The organism is Streptomyces sp. NRRL S-350 (assembly GCF_000719705.1).
Lineage (GTDB): Bacteria > Actinomycetota > Actinomycetes > Streptomycetales > Streptomycetaceae > Kitasatospora.
In genome coordinates this window covers 1-19,842 of sequence record NZ_JOHO01000084.1, presented here as the reverse complement: position 1 = coordinate 19,842, position 19,842 = coordinate 1, and the positions used below count along the sequence as shown (strand labels likewise).

At 71.5% G+C, this 19,842-nt stretch carries 14 protein-coding genes and 3 pseudogenes; 8 read left to right on the top strand and 9 right to left on the bottom strand.

The features are described 5' to 3' along the window. Positions 1–114 precede the first annotated feature (114 nt). From IF30_RS0137140 to IF30_RS0137130, 4 genes and pseudogenes are all read right to left on the bottom strand, one after another. A pseudogene (locus tag IF30_RS0137140) lies at positions 115–381 on the bottom strand (oxidoreductase C-terminal domain-containing protein); the annotation flags it as partial. Positions 382–556: 175 nt separating this feature from the next. Continuing rightward, entirely contained in the window at positions 557–745 is a 189-nt protein-coding gene (locus IF30_RS48890) for a hypothetical protein (protein ID WP_030246904.1), read from the bottom strand. Positions 746–754: 9 nt separating this feature from the next. Next, a pseudogene (locus tag IF30_RS49965) lies at positions 755–933 on the bottom strand (site-specific DNA-methyltransferase); the annotation flags it as partial. Positions 934–944: 11 nt separating this feature from the next. Beyond that, positions 945–1,286, bottom strand: coding sequence for a hypothetical protein (locus tag IF30_RS0137130; RefSeq protein ID WP_158835819.1), 342 nt, complete (start codon positions 1,284–1,286; stop codon positions 945–947). A gap of 398 nt (positions 1,287–1,684) precedes the next feature. Here IF30_RS0137130 and IF30_RS0137115 point away from each other — a divergent pair, with 398 nt between their 5' ends. From IF30_RS0137115 to IF30_RS0137100, 4 genes are all read left to right on the top strand, one after another. After that, positions 1,685–2,359 (top strand): response regulator transcription factor, encoded by a 675-nt coding sequence (locus IF30_RS0137115; RefSeq protein ID WP_030246897.1) that lies wholly within the window; start codon positions 1,685–1,687, stop codon positions 2,357–2,359. Further along, positions 2,356–3,615 (top strand): sensor histidine kinase, encoded by a 1,260-nt coding sequence (locus IF30_RS50455; RefSeq protein ID WP_030246895.1) that lies wholly within the window; start codon positions 2,356–2,358, stop codon positions 3,613–3,615. Before IF30_RS0137115 ends, IF30_RS50455 begins: the two co-directional genes overlap by 4 nt. A gap of 386 nt (positions 3,616–4,001) precedes the next feature. Beyond that, positions 4,002–5,642, top strand: a complete 1,641-nt coding sequence (locus IF30_RS0137105) for an alpha/beta hydrolase (RefSeq protein WP_030246893.1) — start codon at positions 4,002–4,004, stop codon at positions 5,640–5,642. A 96-nt stretch (positions 5,643–5,738) separates the two neighbouring features. Next, positions 5,739–7,190 (top strand): M60 family metallopeptidase, encoded by a 1,452-nt coding sequence (locus tag IF30_RS0137100; RefSeq protein ID WP_030246890.1) that lies wholly within the window; start codon positions 5,739–5,741, stop codon positions 7,188–7,190. A gap of 51 nt (positions 7,191–7,241) precedes the next feature. Here IF30_RS0137100 and IF30_RS0137095 read toward each other — a convergent pair whose 3' ends face one another. After that, a complete protein-coding gene (locus IF30_RS0137095) occupies positions 7,242–8,177 on the bottom strand; it encodes a carbohydrate-binding protein (protein WP_158835816.1) in 936 nt (311 codons plus the stop codon). Between the two features lie 211 nt (positions 8,178–8,388). Here IF30_RS0137095 and IF30_RS0137090 point away from each other — a divergent pair, with 211 nt between their 5' ends. Beyond that, entirely contained in the window at positions 8,389–9,351 is a 963-nt protein-coding gene (locus IF30_RS0137090) for a LysR family transcriptional regulator (protein WP_063752954.1), read from the top strand. A gap of 240 nt (positions 9,352–9,591) precedes the next feature. Here the strand turns inward: IF30_RS0137090 and IF30_RS0137085 are convergent, their stop codons facing one another. Together IF30_RS0137085 and IF30_RS0137080 are read right to left on the bottom strand one after the other, a co-directional pair. Beyond that, the gene (locus IF30_RS0137085; RefSeq protein ID WP_030246883.1) at positions 9,592–11,019 is read right to left on the bottom strand and encodes a hypothetical protein; all 1,428 of its coding nucleotides are present in this window, start codon (positions 11,017–11,019) and stop codon (positions 9,592–9,594) included. Positions 11,020–11,370: 351 nt separating this feature from the next. Then, positions 11,371–13,065, bottom strand: a complete 1,695-nt coding sequence (locus IF30_RS0137080; RefSeq protein ID WP_030246881.1) for a ricin-type beta-trefoil lectin domain protein — start codon at positions 13,063–13,065, stop codon at positions 11,371–11,373. 345 nt (positions 13,066–13,410) lie between these two features. Between IF30_RS0137080 and IF30_RS50700 the strand changes: the two genes are divergently transcribed. After that, positions 13,411–14,175 carry an alkaline phosphatase family protein gene (locus IF30_RS50700; RefSeq protein WP_078892000.1) on the top strand — a complete coding sequence of 255 codons (765 nt, stop codon included), beginning with the start codon at positions 13,411–13,413 and terminating at the stop codon, positions 14,173–14,175. A gap of 265 nt (positions 14,176–14,440) precedes the next feature. Here the strand turns inward: IF30_RS50700 and IF30_RS0137065 are convergent, their stop codons facing one another. Then, positions 14,441–15,106, bottom strand: coding sequence for a response regulator transcription factor (locus tag IF30_RS0137065; protein ID WP_030246876.1), 666 nt, complete (start codon positions 15,104–15,106; stop codon positions 14,441–14,443). A 246-nt stretch (positions 15,107–15,352) separates the two neighbouring features. On the opposite strand from IF30_RS0137065, the gene IF30_RS0137060 reads away from it, so the two are divergent. After that, positions 15,353–16,729, top strand: coding sequence for a M60 family metallopeptidase (locus IF30_RS0137060; protein ID WP_030246874.1), 1,377 nt, complete (start codon positions 15,353–15,355; stop codon positions 16,727–16,729). 50 nt (positions 16,730–16,779) lie between these two features. Beyond that, positions 16,780–18,213: a serine/threonine-protein kinase gene (locus IF30_RS0137055; RefSeq protein ID WP_063752952.1), complete on the top strand. Its 1,434-nt coding sequence runs from the start codon at positions 16,780–16,782 to the stop codon at positions 18,211–18,213. An 849-nt stretch (positions 18,214–19,062) separates the two neighbouring features. On the opposite strand, the pseudogene IF30_RS0137050 reads toward IF30_RS0137055, so the two are convergent. Continuing rightward, positions 19,063–19,299: pseudogene (locus tag IF30_RS0137050) on the bottom strand (oxidoreductase C-terminal domain-containing protein); the annotation flags it as partial. Positions 19,300–19,842: the final 543 nt, after the last annotated feature.

The window sequence follows — 19,842 nt, the reverse complement described above, 5'->3', positions numbered from 1 at the left end:
ATGACCTGCGCGATCTGGCACAACCGGACCACCGGCCGACCCATCACCCGCTCGCTGATCGCCTACGACCACTGACCGACTTCGGAACTACTCGTCTAGGGCTCCGGTCGGGTCTCAGACCTCGCCGAGGGGGACGTTCGGGTCCGCCAGGCGGTCGGCGTCCACCACGCGCTTGGAGACGATCAGTTCGCGGATCGGGTCGGTGACGTCCCAGACGTTGACGTTCATCCCCGCGAGCACCCAGCCGCCGGACAGCCAGAACGCGATGAACTCCCGGGTGGCCGGGTCGCCGCGGAACACCACCCGGTCGTAGCCGTCCGGTTCGACGTAGCCGACGTACTCCATGCCGAGGTCGTACTGGTCGGTCCAGGACCCGGGAACACCCCGTAATCTCAGCCGGAACACAGCGACTCCTCAGGGCGGGGATAGGGGACAGCGATCCATAGACAGCCCCGCTTGGACGAGACAGCAGGCGCGAAAGACGGCCGCACCAAACGACCCCCGACCAGGGCCGGCCCCAGGGGAACCGCTCGTTAGGCGCGGCCGTCGATCGCCGCTACCTTCCCCTGCATCCCCTCTCGCCGGCATCCACGGCTGCCGGCTCCTCCACGAGGAATACGACGAGGGCGAGGACGGCCTCGACGACGAAGACTGGGACGACGACGAAAGCGCCGGGCGGCGGGATGTCGGCCACCGCCGATTCGCCCACCTCGTCCGCGAAGGCCGCCCGCTGCGACCGGCTCATCTGACTGCCCGCCAGGTCATGGGCAGAGCCGGTCTGTACGTCCTTGGCGCGGGCGTCGCGGCTGGTGCGTTCGGAGCTGGTTCGCCCGCCGCTGTTGTACGGGGGTCGGTGATGACGGCGTTGACGGACTCGTCGGGCAGGGACTTGAGCACGGCCAGGGCGTCGCCTCGGTGCAGCTTGTAGCTCACTGATTCCTCTCTCAGGGCAGGGGTGGGCCCGCCCCGGGCGACGCCCGGCGGCAGCCGCCGGGGAGGTCTCCGAGGAGGTCGCGGGCGGGGCGCTTGGGGTCGAGCGGGGTCAGGCGCAGGCCGGTGTCCTCAGGGTCTGCGTCCGGGTCTGCGTGTTCGGTGAGGTCGTCGTCGAGGTCTTCGAGCTGTTCGCGCAGGCCGGCGGGGTCGGGCAGGAGGCCGTCGGCGATGTGGAGGGCGTGGCGTACGAGGCCGGTGACGGCTTCGTACGGGGTGGCGCCGTCCTGGATGAGGCCGAGCACGAGGGCGGGTGTTTCGTGGGGGAGGGCTTCGATGTTGTCGGCCGCCAGCACGACCTGGGCGGGTTCGTGTCCGGAGGACTCGGCGGTGACCTGGGGCGCGACGGCGGCCGCGGTGGGGTCGACGGCGGAGAACAGGTCGGCCGGGCCGAATGGGTCCTGCTGGAGGAGGTGGTCGGCGGCGACCTGGACGGGGAGGCGTCCTCGCGGCTGAGGAGGACGGCCTGTCGGGTTCGGTCGGTACGGTCTCCGAGCTCGGCGGTGGCCTCGGCGGCGAGCTAGGCGGTGGCCTCGGCGAGGACGGCCTTCGTGAGGCCGGGGCCGTCGAGCTCGTGGAGGGCGCGGCCGACGCGGTTCGCGGATTCGAGCAGGCGGCTGTAGGAGACGACCATCGACAGGGGCCGGATATAGCGTCGTGATGGTGACATTCCAGGCCAGTAGGATGGTCGGTCATGCGCGTACTTGTCGTTGAGGACGATCCCGAGCTCGGTCCTGTGATCATCAGGGGCCTGCGTGACGCGGGTTTCGCCGTCGACCTCGCCGTCGATCTCGCGGAGGCCGACTTCAAGCTCGCGGTCAACAGCTACGACTGCCTGGTCGCGGACCGCACGCTGCCCGACGGTGACGCGCTCACCCTTCTCGCCGCCCAGCGCGAGGCCGGCTCCACCCTGCCCGTGCTCCTGCTCACCGCCCTCGACGCGGTCACCGACCGGGTGGCCGGCTTCGAGCACGGCGCCGACGACTACCTCGTCAAGCCCTTCGCCTTCGCCGAGCTCAGCGCCCGGGTCCGCGCGCTGTGTCGGCGCGGTCAGCCCGCACACCTCCCTGAGCTGCGGGTCAGTGACCTGGAACTCGACCTGCCGCGCCGCCGGGTCCGGCGCGACGGTGTGCTGCTCACCCTCACCGCGAAGGAGTTCGCGGTCCTGGAGGTGTTGATGCTGCGGGCCGACGAGGTGGTCACCCGTACCGAGCTCATCGAACGCTGCTGGGACGAGCAGGCCGAACCGCTCTCCAACGTGGTCGACGTGCTCATCGGCCAGCTGCGCCGCAAACTGGGGCCGCCCGAACTCATCCGGACGGTGCGCGGCGTCGGATACCGCATCGGCGACCCGGGCACGGGCCCGTGAGGACGCGCACTCCCGCGGTCGCCCGTCTGTACCGCGGCAGGTGGGCGACGACCCTGCTCTTCGCCGCGACCACCGCCGTCTGCCTGCTGGTGCTCGCCACCATCGCCGTCCGCACCGACGCCCACTCCCGGGCGAACGATCTCGACAACGATGTCCTCCACCGGGCCGACGGGCTCGCCCGCGCCGTGTTCTACGAGGCCGACGGCACCCTCTACCTCGACCCGCTGCAGGACGACGACCTGGCCCACGGCGCCGACGCACTCGGCGTCCTCCAGGCTTCTACGACGGCCCAGCCGCAGCTGCGCCACGCCTACACCTCGCCGGCGACCATGCCCGACCAGGCGAACCTCGACGAGATCTGGCAGCTGGTCCAGCACGACCGGCAGACCGCCCTGTTCACCGCCCAGACCACCGACGGCCGGGAGTACCACTGGGCCGCGGCCCCCGTCTGGAACGGCGACAAGCTCGACGCCGCCGTGCTGGTCGGAGACGACCCCGCTCTGAGCCACGCGGCCCACGACCGGCTGCTCCGCTGGCTGGCCCTGGGCTCCGCCGCCCTCGTCCTGGCGGCCGCCGCCGTCGGCCACCTCCTGTCCGGACGCGCGATGCGACCCGCACTGCGAGGACTCGAACAGCAGGAGCAGTTCCTCGCCGAGGCGGCGCACGAACTGCGCACCCCACTGGCCACCCTGCGGCTGGTGGTGGAGAAGGGCAGCACCTCGCCCAAACGGGCACCCGCCGCGCTCGACGAGGCGGTCCGACTGGTCGACCGGATGGGCCGCCTGGTCACCGGCCTGCTGGCCCGCGCCCGGGTGGAGGCCGGTACCCAGGAGATCGAGTCGACCCGGCTGCGCCTCGACCAGCTGGTCGAGCAGACCGTCGAGGAGCTGCCGGACCGCACCGGCGTCACGGTCAGCTCCAAGGCCGTCATCGTCGACGGCGACCCCGAACTGCTCGGCCAGGCCGTCCGTAACCTGGTGGAGAACGCGCTCCGGCACGGCGGCGGCACCCCGGTCGAGGTGAGCGTCACGGCCGGTCGGGTCGCCGTACGCGACCACGGCCCCGGCGTGCCGGCCGAGGACCGTGAGCGGATCTTCGAGCGACGCGTCACCGGGGCCGCGAGCGGCGGCACCGGGACGGGCCTCGCCATCGTCCGCTGGGTGGCCGAACTCCACGGCGGCAGCGCCCGGCTCTCCCAGGCACCCGGCGGCGGGGCACTGGCCGAACTGCTCCTGCCGCAGGACACGAGCGGCTGACCGGCTCGGCAAGGACCGAGCCGCCTAGCTAGGTTCTGTCTGGTCACCCGCCTCATCTTCACCTCATCCAGCGCCAGGCAGGGTGGGGTCATGTCCAGCCCCCTCGCCGGTCTCCGGTGGTGTCCTCGCTCCGCCGCGCTCCTCGCCGTCGTCACGAGCGGCGTCGTCGCGGTCTTCTGCGCTCTGCCGGTGGACCGGACCGGTGTCCAGTCCCGTACGGGCGCAACGCTCAGGGTCCGGGCCCCCAAGGTCGGCCATGCCCTCGGGAAGGGCACACGAGCGTTCGTGACGAACGCGGCCACGGCACCGAGTCGGGTCGGCCTCCCTCAGCTCCGACACCTGCTCGGCGCACTGCACACCACGCCCCGATGACCCGGAGTACCCCCATGAACCACACCACCATGCAGCGCGGCGCCCTTGCCCTGGCCCTGGCCCTCCTCGGCGCGGCAGCGCTCGCGGGCTGCGGCCCCGACGCGCCCGGCCCGCAGGCACCGCCCCCGGCCGCAGCCGGCTCCGCGGCCTCCGCGGAGCAGCCGTCCCTGCAGGTCTTCTACCGGCAGAAGTTGAGCTGGACCCCGTGCGGCGACCAGCAGTGCGCCACGCTGACCGTCCCCATGGACTACACGCAGCCCGCGAACGGCAAGACCTTCACCCTGCCGGTGATCAAGGCGGTCGGCACGGATCCGGCCAAGCGCATCGGGTCGCTGGTCCTCAACCCGGGCGGCCCGGGGCAGTCCGGGGTGCGCGACCTGAAGTCCGGCACCGTGGAGCAGTTCGGCACGCGGATGCGTTCCGCGTTCGACATCGTCGAGTTCGATCCGCGCGGTGTGGCCGGCAGCAAGCCCGCCCTCGACTGCGGCTCGCCCGACGACGCCGCCGACCAGGCCGGGCCCGGCGACGACGCGCCGCGCCCGCTCTACCCCAAGACCGACACCGAACGCCGGGCCGTACTCGCCGACGCCGAGAAGACCGCCGCCGGGTGCAAGGCCCACAGCGGCGACATCCTGCCCCACGTCGGGACGATGGACGCCGCCCGCGACATGGACGTCCTGCGGGCAGCCCTCGGCGACGACAAGCTCAGCTACCTCGGCTGGTCCTACGGCACCTCCCTCGGCGCCACGTACGCCGAACTCTTCCCCCACCGGGTGCGCGCGATGGTCCTCGACGGCGCCGACGACCCGGCCAAGAACTGGTCCGAGCGCGCCCTGGTGGAAGGGAAGGCGTTCAAGAGGGCCGTGGACGGCTACGCCGACCAGTGCGCCACCGTCGTCGGCAGCGCGTGCCCCGCCGCCACCCCGGAGGCGATCCGCCAGCTCATCACCGACCTCTACGCGAAGGTGGCGCACCGCCCGATGAAGATCAAGGGCAGCTCGGAGCGCCTTGACGTCACCATGTTGAACACGGCCATCACCATGTCGATGTACACCCCCGAGTCCCAGTGGCAGCCGCTGTCCGAGGGCCTGAGCGCCGCGCGTCGCGGTGACGGGACGAAGCTGGCCGCGCTCGCGGCACCGCACTCCGCCGACCAGGCCGACGGTTCGGGCGCCTCCGCGCCCGCAGCGCGTCGGCCGGCTGCCCGGGACCACAGCTCCGACGGCGCCGACGACCAGGCGCCCGACAACTCCTCGGCCGCACTCCTGGCCGTCAACTGCCTCGACATCCCGCACCCCAAGGACCCGCAGGCCTACTGGGACGCCCTCGCCCCGGCGGACCAGGCGGCGGGACCGTTCGGGACCTCCGGCGTGCTCGCCGCCCTCGGCTGCAAGGACTGGCCGGCCGGGCCGCAGCAGCCGCACCGCGTCCACGCGCCGGGCCTTCCCCCGGTCCTCGTCGTGGGCACCACCGGTGACCCGGCGACCGCGTACGAGAACGCGCAGAGCCTGGCCTCACAACTCCCCGGGGGCATGCTGCTGACCTTCCAGGCGCAGGGCCACACCGCTTACGGACGCAGCAACGCGTGCGTGACCGACGCCGTCGACGCCTACCTCATCGACCTCAAGCCCGTGCAGGCCGCAGCGACCTGCTGACCGCGCCGTGCCGGACGGCACCGGCCCGTACGCACACGTCTGCCGAGCCGTGACGTGATCACGAAAACGTCAACTCGACCCCACCGGAGCACCACCGTGAACCACACCACCGTGCAGCGCGGCGCCCTTGTCCTGGCCCTGGCCATACTCGGCGCGGCCTCGCTCGCGGGCTGCGGCCCCGACGCCAAGGACCCGCGGGCCGCCGCCTCGTCCCCGTCGGGTTCGGTTACCTCTCCGTCGGGCTCGGCTACCGCCCCGGCGGCCGGTTGGGCGGACGGACCGGCGCCGGTGCCCGGCCAGCCGGAACGGGTGACGCTGACCGGGCTGCCCGGTGTCGCGGACGAACAGGCCCGCCTGGGGGACTGGCTCTCCTTGTCCTCGGCACGGCCGACGGGCCTCTACCTGCCGCCCGGCCAGGCGTTGCACGTGGACGCGTCGGTCACCGGCGGCAGAGCCAAGGTCGTTGTGGGGGCACCTGACACGGACCCGGCCGCAGCCGAGTCCAGGGAACACGAGGTCCCGGGCGGCAACTCCGACATCACCGACACCACCGGGGGCATGGTCTACCTCAGCTTCGACGGCACGCCGGCCGACACGGCGACCATCACCCTGACCGGCGCGACACCGGTGCCCTTCTTCCAACTCGGCCACACCACAGCCGAACAGTGGCGCACGATGCTGGCCCAGCGCACCACCCCCTACGCCGAACTCGTCGGCCCGCACACCGTGATGACGGTGACCCGCGAGGCCGCGATCGCGAACCAGGCCGTGGACCAGGCCGCGGCCCTGCGCAAGATCGAGCACGTCCTCGCCGTCGAGGACAAGACCGCAGGACTCGTCGACCAGACCTCACCGGGCGCACCGGGAACCGATGACCGCAGCCCGCTGGCGTTCCACTACGTCGAGACCCGCACCTTGACCGCCAAGGAGAAGGAGAGCGTCTACGCCTACGCCACCGACACACGCATCGGCTTCCCCACCAACGTGGTCGGTGACATCCTCAACCCCGACAAGGACCACGGCTGGTCGGTGTGGCACGAGAGCGGGCACCCCCACCAGCAGTCCGCGATCACCCCGGAGTCCCTGGCCGAGGTCACGGTGAACATCTACTCGCTCGCCGTGCAGCGCGACGCCGGTCAACCCTCTCGTCTGATCGATCCGAAGACCGAGGAGAACGCCGACGGGACGGACTACTTCACCCGTACCATCGCCAAACTCGGCCGCCCGGGACTGGACTTCACCAAGGACTTCGACGACTTCGACCGGCTGGTCATGTTCGAGCAGCTCCGGCTCGCCTACGGCGACGACCTCTGGAGCAAGGTGACCCACCTCGTCCGCACCGAGAAGCCGACCACCACCGACGACACGCCCGACGACGTCAAGAGTCGCAACCTCGTCCTCTACGTCAGCAAGGCCACCCACCACGACCTGACCGGCTTCTTCGCCACGTGGGGCTTCCCGGTCGACACACAGACCCGCGCCGCCGTCGCCCGACTCAACTTTCCCAAGCCGACCGTCGACCCCAGCACCCTGCGCGACAGAGCCTGAAAGCCGAAGCCGCAGAGCACACTTCCTGGAATCGATCACCCGCACAGGGGGCTACTGCTTGACGACCCAGTCGGTGTTTGGGGCGACGACGTTGAAGGTGAGCGGCGGGCAGCTGAAGGCGCTTCCCGTGGGGGTGGTTCCGGACATCGGTGCGAACGACGCGGTGGCGTCGGTCCATGCGCCATCGACGAGGTACTGGATGGAACTGCTCTCGAAGACGGCGTTCCTGGTCTGCGCGCAGTAGTTGCGGGAGCCGCTCAGCGCGTAGACCTCGAACATGTCCCAGCCGCCACCTTTCCAGCCGCCGCCGTCGGTGCTGATCTGGCTCGTTCCGGACTGGGTGTAGAAGACGTCCCAGGCATTGGTCCGGTAGTTGTAGAGGTACGCGGTCCAGGTGTTGGTCGCGGCGTCGGTGAGGACGTCCTCGACGGTGTAGGAGTTGTGACCGTTGACCACCGTGCCGTAACTGGCCGTGAACGAGGCGTCGATGGTCTTGGTCGCCGCGACGTCGACGCTCCGGCACCAGTCCCACGCGAGGAGCTGAGGAGTGGCGTACCGGCTGTACTGGGTGACGACCTCGATGCACGTCGAGCTGTCGGGGGCCAGCGTCGGGGCGTAGAGGTACTCGTTGTCGAGCATCTCCAGCCCGGGGACGTAGCTCTGAGTCGCCATCGCGCCGGTGTTGTTGCCCCGTGCCGGGAAATCGCCCCAGTAACTGTGGTTCCAGTTCGGGGTACCGGCCGAGGCGGCCTTCGGGTGTCTGCCGGCCGGGGCCGGCGCGGGTGCGTCCACGCCGGCGGCCTTCCTCGCCGCGGCACCGGTGACGACGTCCGGGACGACGCCTCCGATCCGGTCGGTCGGGCCGGCCGCCGTCGGGGCAGTGGCACGAGCGGTTGACGCCTGCGCGGCGCCGCTGAGCAGGGTGGAGCCGGCGGTGACGAGGGCGGCCACGGCTATCGCAGCCGGCTTTCGCAGGGACCGGGACACGGGCATCTCCGAGGGGAGTGGGGGAGGAGTTCTTCCGTCAGAATGAATCTGAGGCCTGAACGCGTGGTCCACCACATCCCGAAACGCCATAACACGCGGCCCCCGCAGCCGAATCCGGTCAGGAACCGATGGTGGCAGGGCTGCTGAGCGGTCCGTCCGCCCACGGGACGGCCCCTGTTCGGCGGCCGTTCACCGGGCTAGCCTTCCGGCCATGCAACTGGAGCTACGGCACCTCAGGGCACTGCTGATGATCTACGAACAGGGCAGCGTGACGAAGGGAGCCGGAGCGCTGGGCATGTCACAGCCCGCCATGACCGCACAGCTGCGCCGGATCGAGGCGCTGCTCGGCGGAGAGGTCTTCAGCCGGGGGCGCCAGGGCGCGATCCCCACGCCGTTCGGCGAGTTCGTGCTCTCCCGGGCGAGAGCCGCCGTGTCGAGCGTTGACGACCTGCTCGACGCCAAGCCCCGGGATCCGGCCGTGCTGCTGCGGATCGGCGGCTTCAGCACCGGCCTGCCGGTGATCGAACTGATCGACGAGATCAGCGCGTTGATGCCCGGTCTGGAGATCTCGGTGCACACCGAGTTCTCCGTCCGGCTGCTGCTGGACATGGTTGCGTCCCGGCGCCTGGACTGCGCTCTGATCGCCGACAACCCGGGGCGGCGGATCCCGACACTGCCGCGGATCGTGCACGAGGAGATCGGCCACAACCCGATCTTCGTGGCGTTGCCGTGCGGGCACCCGGCCGCCGCGAAGGCGGACGTGCCGCTGACGGAGCTCGCCGACAGCCCGTGGGTCATCGCGCCGCCGGACGGGATCGGCTGGCCGGAACACTTCTTCGACGTCTGCGAGAAGCACGCGGTCAGCCCGAACATCGCCCACCAGATGACCGAGGTGAACCTGCGGGCCCAGCTGATCGCGACAGGTCGCGCGATAACGGCCTGTCAGCCCAACTTCCCGGCCGGCCCGGGTGTGGCGGTGCGCGCGCTGGCCGGTGATCCGATGTGGATCCGATACCTGTTCCTGTGGCACGACGCCAGCCCGGTGGCCCCGCACGGCCCGGAGCTGGCCCGGTTCGCCCGGCAGGCGCTGGCAGAGTCGATGACCCGCTCGCCCGCGTACGCGGACTGGGTACGGCGACGGCGTGGGCAGGGCGGCGTGCCGACGGGGCCGTGAACGCGCGGAGCGGACGTTCGCGCGCATCCACGTTACGCAGACCCGGTACCTGTCAGCGGCCAGGCGTCGGGCCGGCCGGGCGTTGGCTCGGCCGGGTACTGGTCAGGCCTCAGCGGTCATACGGTGCTCCGGGTCCGGTCACAGCGCCCCGGGTCATGTGATCGACAGGGAGGTAGCAGTCGTGCCGGACCCGGAGGTCAGCAGCCCCATCACAGCGGCACAGAATCAGGTGACCGGATGTCAGCCGGTCGGCGTGGAGCCCGACTCGTTGCTCACGGCGCCGCCGCTGCCACCGGCGCTGCCCCCGCCGCTGAGACTCGGCAGCGCGAGGGGCCACTCGTTGTGGTAGATCGGGAAGCTCAGGTTCTTCTCGAAGAACGGACCGAGCCCGGGCAGCTTCACCAACAGGCCGCCGGTGACGTCGAGCCCGGCGTACAGGCCCGCCTGGCCGGTGACGACCGGCGGGGCGCCGCTGGTGTCGATGGTGAGGGACCCGTTCACCTGGGTCCGCAGGTACGGCTCGATGCCGGCCTTGACGCCTACGGCGTCGTAGAGCGCGACCGAGCCGTCGGCGATCAGGCCGGTGCGCACCGAGGCGTTGCCGGCGATGGTGGCCCGCACCGGGGTGGCGGTGAATGTGCCGGGGTCGGTGCGGCCGGTCCAGCCCCGGCCCTTGGTGTAGCCGGCGTGGAAGCCCCAGGCCCCGTCGAGGTCCTGCTGGGCGTCGAAGGTGACGTCGCCGTCCGCGCCGACCTCCGCGGTGAGCGTGAGGCCCAGGGTGATGACGATCGGCAGCGGGCCGGCCATCACGGTCTCGTTGCCGGCCAGGTGGGCGACGGGGATGCGGATCGGTCGGGCGGCGCCGTGCAGTGCGGCGGTGATGTGCCAGTTCGCGTGGGCGCCGAGGTCGAAGCCGATCCTGGTGTGTTCCGGGAGGAGGCCGTGGGTGGCGCCCTGGTAGTCGAGTTCGACGGCGGGCTTGAGGTCGAGCGTGCCGGCCAGCTCGACCGAGGTCCGGTCCGGGGTGGGAACCTTCGCGTGCACGTTGAGATGGAGCGCGGCCGAGGCGTTGGCGCTCCCGCTGCCGTCCTGGCCGGTGAAGGCGACGTTCACGTCGTCGGCCAGCGGTTCGACCTTGAGGTTGTGCGGGTCGATGAGGGTACGCCCGTAAGCGCTCACTCGTCCGAGCAGTTCGGTGAGCGAGGCCGGGCGGGTGCTGACCGCGACCTTGCCGTCGCCGGCCGGCTGGACTGCGGTGACCGCGACCAGCGCGCCGTGCGGGGCGGCGGCGGTCGGCGGGCTGTCGATGAGTCGGCCGGGCTGGACGCTCGACGTCGCGGCGGCCGCGATGCCCGGATCGGCCGCGGCGTTGCCGGTCGCGGCGAGGACGGCCCGGCCACTCTGCTGGTCGTAGGAGTCCAACGTCAGGTCGGTGGTATCGGCCGTGGCGGGCGCGCCGGAGTCGGACGGGGTGGCGAGCGCGACGGTGGAGGTGTCGCCGGCAGCCGGGGTGACCGGCACGCTCTGATCCGGTGCGGTCGGGGCGGCGGTGGCCGCGGCGGCGGGCGGGACCGGTGCGTCGGCGAACGCGGCCGGCGCGGCGCCGACGACGATGGCGAGAACGGCGGTTGCGGCGAGGACGGACGCCGCGAGGGGGCGGTTGGACAAGGACGGGATCGATTCTCTGAGGGCGTCAAGGGCGCGGAGGTCGGCCGGCGGTCCGCGCCGCCCTGGCATTCCGTCAGCAGGTCGCGGCGTCTTCGATGCGGAGCATCGCGCTGTCGTTCCTGGGTGCGGCGGCCCTGCGGAACGGACAACTGCCCGACCTGCCCGCGCAGCTTCTCGGACGGATCATGAGGATTTCGTGAGGCGATCGGACTGTGCGTGCCGAGAACCCCGTCGCCTCTGCGACTGGCGTCGAGGCCGGGGGCGGGAGCGCCGAGGCCACCGCGAGCGCGTCCACGCCGGTGGAACCTCCGCCCGGGGCGACCTGCCCCGGGCGGAGGTGCCGTGCTCCGGTCAGACCGGGAGCGACCAGTACTGGTTGGCCTGATGGTTTCCGCAGGTCCAGAGTTCCAGCCTGGTGCCGTTGGCGGTGCTGCCGCCCGTCACGTCCAGGCAGAGGCCGGAGCCGGTCAGCGTGCCGTCCGGTGTGGAGGCCCACTGCTGGAGAACGCCGCCGGTGCAGGTGCTGAGCACCATCCCACTTCCGGCCGAACTCCCCTTGGCGGTCAGGCACTTGCCGAGGGTCCGAACGGTGCCGTCGGCGTTCTTGGTCCAGCGCTGGTTGGCGTTGCCGGTGCAGTCGTAGAGGATCACCGGGTTGCCGTCCGCGGTGCCGCTGGCGCTGTCGTCCATGCACTTGGCGCCGTTGCCGGTGAACTGGCCGGTCGGGACGGCCGTGCCGCAGCCGGCGCCGGGCGTGAGCCGCCAGACGGCGGTGCCGTGGGCCGGGACGGTCTGGCTCAGCGAGGCGGAGGTGGTCGAGGTCTTCCCGGTCCAGAGGTCCTTGGCCGTGACGGTGCAGCCGGGCAGCCCGATGGCGCCCAGCGGGACGCTGAGGGTCTGGGCGCTGCTGGAACGGTTCAGCACCGCGACCGCACGGTCCCCGTTGGCGAGCGGCCGGGCCAGGACGTCGGCGGCGGAAGTGCTGGACACCACACCGGCCTGCCGGCCGAGGCGGTCCTGGTCGACGGCGATCAGGTCGGTGTTGCCGAGTGCGCCCAGCCCCGCGGGGGAGAGCTGGGAGACGTCGGAGGAGAGGATCATCGGGGCGGCCATCATCGACCACAGGGCGACCTGGCTGCGCGCCTCGTCGTCGGTCAGGCCCTTGTCGCCGGCGATCAGGAAGTCGGGGTCGTTCCAGTTGCCGGGTGAGGAGAAGGAGCCGATCCAGCGGTTGTAGCCGTAGTTGCCGAGCACGCTGGACCAGCGGCTCGCGTCGGGGTGGGCGGGGTCGTAGGTCGCGATGTCGTAGCCCTCGCGCCAGAGTTGGCCGTCCTGGCCGACCCAGGACAGCACGTCGTACCAGCTCTGGTTGCCCCACTCGCCGCCCTGGAAGTAGGCGGGCGCGGACTCGGAGAACACGATGTCCCGGCCGGAGGCGCGGAGTGCGGTGGCCTGGGCGTCGTAGGCCTGGTGGTAGGCCTGCTCCTGGGTCTGGGCGGGGGCGGTGTAGAGGTTGCAGCCGTCCAGCTTCAGGTAGTCGACGCCCCAGGTGGCGAAGGTGGCGGCGTCCTGCGCGAAGTGATCCGGCTCGCCGTGGGGGCCGAGGCCGCTGCCGGGGTAGCCGCCGCAGGTGGTGGAGCCGGCGTCCTCGTAGATGCCGAACTTCAGCCCGCGGGCGTGCAGGTAGGAGCCGAGCCAGGCCATGCCGTGCGGGAACTTGGCCGGGTCGGCGGTCAGATTGCCGCTGGCGTTGCGGGCGGTGGACATCCAGCAGTCGTCCACGGTGACGGTGTTGTAGCCCTTGGCGGCGAGGCCGGTGGAGACCAGGGCGTCGGCGTTGGCGGTGACGACCTGTTCGCCGACAGCGCACTGGTAGTGGGCCCAGTCGTTCCAGCCCATCGGCGGGGTGACGGCGAGCGGCTTGCCGTCACCCGATGCCGCGGTGGGTGAGGCGTGCGCCGTGGTGGATGCCAGTGAGAGCGTGAGTAACGCGGCTGACAGTGCGCCGGCCGCGAGTCGGCGCCGGGACGTGCGGAAGAGTGGCACGGTGGACTCCTTGCGTTGGGATGCTGAGGAGCAGTGCGCACCAAGTGCACTGGGGCTGCGCAATTCTGTCAATATGACTCGCGAAATCTGCAACTTTGAGCATGATCGGTACAGTTGCGCCGCGCTGCCCGAGCGGTACCGCAGAGAACATGGAGATCGACGAAGTCGATGACGACGGCGTAACCGGCCAGCGGTTCCGTCGGCCGCGCGCGGTCGGCTACAGAAGGCGCGCGCGCCTTGACGAGACACGGCCAATAGCTCGAAGCTGGCTGCAGATACGTGAAGTTGAGCGCTTGAAGGGCATTTCATGCAGATCTGCCCAGTAGAGCTGCCGGAGGAGGCCGCATGAAACGCCGTGACCTGCTCCGCGCCGCCGCCCTGTCCCCGGGACTGGCCCTGCTCCCGGTGAGCGTGCGCGAGGCACTCGCCCTGGAAGCACCGCCGGGCGGGCTGGACGCGATCGAGCACGTGGTGATCTTCATGCAGGAGAACCGCTCCTTCGACCACTACTTCGGCTCGCTGCGCGGTGTGCGCGGCTTCAACGACCCGGCGGCGATCGCGCTGCCCGGCGGGAAGCCGGTGTTCCGGCAGCCCGACGGACGCGGCGAGCTGCTGCCGTACCGGGTGGCGGACCAGTTCATGTCCGGTACGCCGCACGACTGGGCGAGCGGCCACGCGGCATGGCACAAGGGCCGCTACGACGCCTGGGTCGCCAACAAGGGCAGGCTCACCATGACCTATCTGGACCGCGCCGCGCTGCCCTTCCACCACGCGCTGGCGGACGCGTTCACCATCTGCGACGCCTACCACACGGCCAGGTCACGGTGGGCGGCCTGGCCGGTGGTGAGGTCGCCCGCCGCGACGATCGCACCGCTGGTGCCCTCGCCGTCGGACCCGGCGAACACCCCGGCGGCAAGGCGCAGCGGGTGGCCGTCCGTGCCGCGGGCATCGGACAGGACCCTGGTCTCCTGCTGGAGCGCCTCGGCTGCGATCGCCTTGACGTCGTCGGCGGCGGCGTGGGCGCAGGGCTGGCGTGGTGTGAAAGCGGGTTCGAGGCCGCCGCCGGAGGAGGACAGCACGAACAGGGACGGGCACGAGGTCTCGACGTAGTCGTCGAGCGCCCCGACGTCGAGGCGGCCCTTGTCGTCGTAGCCGAGGCCCGAGATGGCCTGGGCGATCTGGAGCTTCAGATCGGTGTCGAGCTGGCGGCGCCGGGAGGCGTCGTCGTTGTGCACGGCGAAGCCGGCCAGGCCGATCAGGCCGACCGCGCTGGTCAGGGCGAAGAGCGTGGCGAGCCGCCAGTGCAGCCGGCGCGCGCGGCGAACCGCGGCCGGCCGGCCGACGCTGCGGGGGCCGGTTCTGCGAGGGCTGGTTCTCACCGTCCGTTCCCGTCGGCGGCCAGCCGGTAGCCCACGCCGCGGACGGTGTGCACCAGCGCCGGGTCGCTCAGCTTGCGGCGCAGCTGGGACACCAGCACGTCGACGACGTTGGAGTTCGGCTCGGCCATCTCGTCCCAGCACTTCTCGATCAGCTCGGCGCGCGGGACGGCATGGTCGGCCTGGGTCGCCAGGACCTCCAGCAGGACGAACTCCTTGCCGGTCAGGAGCAGCAGCACCCCGCCCCGGCGGACCTGCCGGCGGGCGGTGTCGATCTCCAGATCGCCCACCCGGAACACCGGCGGGCGGACGCTCCCCGCCCGGCGGCACAGGCTGTGCACCCGGGCGACCAGTTCCGGCACCGCGAACGGCTTGACCAGGTAGTCGTCGCCGCCCGCTGCGAACCCTTCGACCCGGTGGGCGACCTGGTCGAGGGCGGTGAGGAACAGCACCGGCACGGTGCGGCCGTCCCGGCGCAGCTGCCGGACGTAGTCGAGGGAGTCCCCGGAGGGCAGCATCCGGTCGAAGACCGCGCAGTCGTAGGCCGTGACGAACAGCGCCTCGTCGGCGGCCGGCAGGTCCGCGGCCTCGTCGACGGCCAGGCCGTCGCCGCGCAGCGCCGCGGCCACGGCAAACCGCAGGTCATCGTTGTCTTCCACCACCAGTCCGCGCGCGGCGGCCAAGGATAACCGCCCGGCCTACCCGGCCTACCCGGCCGACCCCGGGCGGCGCTGCTCTCGGGCGTCGTCCGGCCAGCATGCTCATCAAATCCTCATGATGTCCCTGGGATGCTCGGCGAGGTCGACGACGGCCCCCTCCGATCCCCCCGCAGCAGGGGGCCGCGTCGACGCCCCGCAGCACGGATCGGGTCCGGGTGCGGACAAGCTACTCGACGAGGGAACGCTCCAGCGATGATCACGCGTCTTCACCGGTGCCGCGGCATCGGTTCCGTCCTGGTGGCCGGGCTGTCGGCCGGTGCCCTGCTGGCCGGGTGCAGCGGCGCGACGTCACCGCAACCGGCGCCGTCGCCCTCGCACGTGTCGTCGTCGCCGTCCTCGTCGTCACCCCGCGACCTCGCGTTCGAGGCCACGCCCTCCGAGTCGGCCGAGCAGAAGCGGCTCGCCACGACCTTCCACCCGGACGACGCCCAGCCGACCGGTCTCTACCTGCCGCCGAACACGCCCGTCACCGTCACGGTCGACCGGCCCGCCGACGCGCCGGCGCCCGTACTGCTGGTCGGGACGTACGGGCTGAACGGCACCGACTCCGGCGAGGAGGAGGAGCCGCGCACCCACGAGCTGCCGGCCGCGACGACCACCGTGAGCGATCCGACCGGCGGCCTGCTGTACGTCCGCTACACCAACGACGGCGGCAGTGCCCCCGGCATCACCGTGCACTTCGGCGAGACCGCCCGCCCCGTCCCGTACCACGTCCTCGGGGCGACCCCCGCCGCCCAGTGGCGGTCGGCGCTGGACGCGGCCAAGGACGTGCCGGTCGCCCAACTGGTCGGAGAGCACCTCGTGCTCACCGTCAGCCTCGACTCCGCCCGCCGAAACGCCGGCCAGGACCCGGATGCCCTGCTGCGGGAGTACGAGCACATCCTCGCGGTCGAGGACACGATCAGCGGCCTCGACGGAAAGGACCCGCGGGACCGGCGCAGCCCGCTGCGCTACTTCGTCTCGGAGGGCCGGGCGGGCATCAACCCCAACGCGTACTACCCGCGCGTCTGCTACCCGTCCGACTCGATCGACGAGGTGCTGAACGTCCCGACACTGAAGGAGAGTTGGGGAATGTGGCACGAGCTCGGGCACATGCACCAGCAGACCGCGTGGACCTGGGACGCGGTGACCGAGGTGACGGTGAACGTCTACAGCCTCGCCGTCCAGCGGGACGCGGGCCGCCCTTCACGGCTCGCCGATGACGGCACGCCCGCCGAAGTCCGGACGTACCTGACCGGACCGGCCGCCAGGCGAAGCTACGACCCGATGGCCGACAAGCAGCCGTTCGTGGGGCTGACCATGTTCGAGCAGCTGCGGCTCGCCTTCGGCGACGGCTTCTACCCCGAACTGCACAGACTGACCCGGCGCTCCGCCACCCCGGCCACCGCGGAGGAGGCCGGACAGTACTTCGCCGTGAACGCCTCCCGGGTCTCCGGGCGGAACTTGACCGGTTTCTTCACCGCCTGGGGGCTGCCGGTCAATGCCAAGACCCGTGCCGACGTCACCGCCCTGGGGCTGCCGGCCCCGGAACAGGACCCGACGACCCTCGCCGTCGCGAAGGCACCGTAGGCCGCGGCCCTCGTCAAACCCCCACTCTCTCTCCAGCGCGGAAAAGATCTATGACTTCGGAACAGGGACACACCGTCGGCAGTCTCGTGGCCGGCCGGTTCCGGCTCGTCGCGCGACTCGGTGCCGGCGGGATGGGGACGGTGTGGCAGGCCCACGACCTGACCCTGGAACGGGAGGTCGCCCTCAAGGAGATGCGGTCCGGCAACGAGGATCCCGACCGGGCCGACCTGACCCGCGCGCGCGTGCTGCGGGAGGCGAGGGCCCTGGCCAGGGTCAACCACGCCAACGCCGTCACCGTGTACGAAGTGGTGGACTACCAGCCCTACCCCTGGCTGGTGATGGAGCTCGTCACGGGCCGTTCCCTCCAGGACGTGCTCGGCGACGGCCCGCTGTCCCCGGGCCGGGCGGCCCGCATAGCGCTGGACGTGCTCGGCGCCCTGCAGGCCGCGCACGCGGCGGGCATCCTGCACCGGGACGTGAAGCCGGGGAACGTGCTCGTCCGCCCGGACGGGACGGCGGTGCTCACCGACTTCGGCATCGCCGCGCTCCAGGGTTCCCAGACGCTCACCGCCCCCGGGGACATCATCGGCTCACCGGAGTACATGGCACCCGAGCGGATCCGGGGCGAGGCGGCAGGCCCCGCCTCCGACCTGTGGTCGCTGGGCATGCTGCTCTACGTCTGCGTCGAGGGCGACAACCCGATGCGGCGCGACTCCGTGTGGGAGACCCTGCTGGCCGTCTGCGACCGGCCGCTCCCGACCCCGACGCGGGCCGGCCCGCTCACTCCGGTGATCGACGCCCTGCTGGCCCGGGCCCCCGAGCACCGGCCCTCCGCGCCCCGACTCGCCTCCCTGCTCCGGGACGTGGCCGCGAGCGAGAGCGCCACCAGGCCGATCACCCGCCGGGTCCCGCCGACGCTCCGGGAGCAGCCCGCCGCACGCCCGTCCCCCGAGCACCAAGACGCCGCCCGCCGCAGGCGGCGCCTGCCCGTCGTACTGGCAGCGGTCACCGGGGCGGCCGTCGCCGCGGCCACCGTCGCCGCGTTCACCGTGCCCGGCCTGCTGACCGGCCCGACCGGTACCGAAACCACCGCGGCCCCGGCCGACTCCGAAGCCCCGGCCACCGAGCCGGGCGGCTGGATCGCCCAACTGTCCGCGATCCCGCACACGGTGAACCCCGCCGAGCGGGACCAGGAACTCGCAGCACTCCAGCAGCAAGTCCCCGGCGCGACCCTGCTCGACGGCGACAATTGGGGTTCGCTGCCGTCGGGATACTGGATCGTCCGCGCCCCCGCCACCTTCGCGGACGGATACGAGGCACTCGCCTACTGCGCCACGTACGGGCCCGAGCAGTGCTCCGGCCGGTATCTCAGCGACGACCACGCCGACCGCCCCTACCTCTGCGAGCCCGCTCCCACCCCCGACCCCACCACCTGCCGCCGCTCCGAGGACCAGGCCCGGCCCCCCACGGCCGGCCCGGCCTGAACCGGCAGGACCCGTACAACCGGCGGCCACGGCTGCCCTGGCGAACTCCTCGCGGCCGCACGTCTCCACCGCCGATCCATCGTCATCGTCGCCGACCACGGCTTCGTGGTGCAGCAGACGGCAGCGGTGGGCGAGACCTCGTGGGCCCGCGACGGATGTGATCCGCCGAGGCCGTCATCGCCCTCGTCATGCTCTGCCTTGGCGGCAACCGCCCAGCCCTGCCCCGCCGCCAACTCACATGACCCGACCCACAGGTCCAGCACAAGAGCCCCATTTGGCAGGGCGATCTCGAAAGTAGGGAGCGACGGGTCGGTCTGGATCTCAGGGGTAACCGCCATGACGCGGACGGCCAACCTGTCGCACCGTCAATCAGGCTGGAAACGCCAGTGACAGACACGGCATCGAGTCTCGCCTGGGAAGCGAAGGCCTCATGAGATCCTCATGATCCCCCTGACAGTCTTCAGCCACGCCGGAGCGGCTGGCGCCGCCCCGGGAATCCCAGTGGTCAGTCGCTCGGCTCATCAGGTTAGCGTCACCCTCGTGTAGCTGTGCTGGAAGCCGAGGGGGGAGATCGGGGACGCGTCGGGGACCACGCGTCGATCACCAACGCCTCCAAGGCGTCTTTCGGTGAACGAACAGCGCGGGCTGTCTATCGTCTGACGTGCGGCGATGGTTTTCGCCAGGCGATTGGGGGTCAAGTGGCCGGATGGGTCGCGCGACACGGTTTCTCCCTACTCGGCGAGGGTTGTACGCCCGCCGGAGGGAGTCCTGGCCACCGAGCCGGTCCCGTTCGTGCGGCCCGCGGTGGGGGTCGGTTGGCTGCTCGCCGGCCAGGGCTCCGGTCGGGTCTCAGACCTCGCCGAGGGGGATGTTCGGGTTCGCCAGGCGGTCGGCGTCCACCACGCGCTTGGAGACGATCAGTTCGCGGATCGGGTCGGTGACGTCCCAGATGTTCATGTTCATACCGGCGAGGACCCGGCCGTCCTTGAGCCAGAACGCGATGAACTCGTTGGCCTTCACGTCCCCTCGGAACACGACCCGGTCGTAACCGTCGGGCTCGACGTAGCCGAGGTATTCCATGCTCAGCTTGTCCCGCGAGGCCACCGGCTCGTTAGGACGCCGGGGTGTCCACTCGGCATCGGTCCAGGACCCGGGAACACCCTCGCGAGGGGACGACGGGCCTGTCGCTGGTCAGTGTCAACTCCTTGACCGTGCGCGCCCACCACGACGCCGCTGGGATGCGCGTAGGCGAGGAGACAGCCCGCAGTTCATCCCCGTCCTCGCCGGGGTGCACGTCCGCCTGTCCGTCGGGCGGCCTCCGTGCCGCCCGCCGCCGCGCCGGGTGCGCCACTTCGCTCGCCCTTGGGGTTTCAGGGCCGCACTGAAGGGGGTGGCTACGGGGGCGTAATCGGTGCTCGGGTCGCCAGCCGCAGCGCGATGCTGCGCTTCGAGATCCTGATCAAGGGTGCGGTTGACCACGAGCGGTTGGTCGCCGAATACGGGTTCACCGGCAACGTGCCAGTGCGCCAGCAGCTAGACGAGTAGTTCCGAAGTCAGCTGGGTTTGCCGGTTCTGCTCCGGACATGCGGGGAGGGTGTCCAGCATTCGGGTTGTGACGACCGAAGAGCT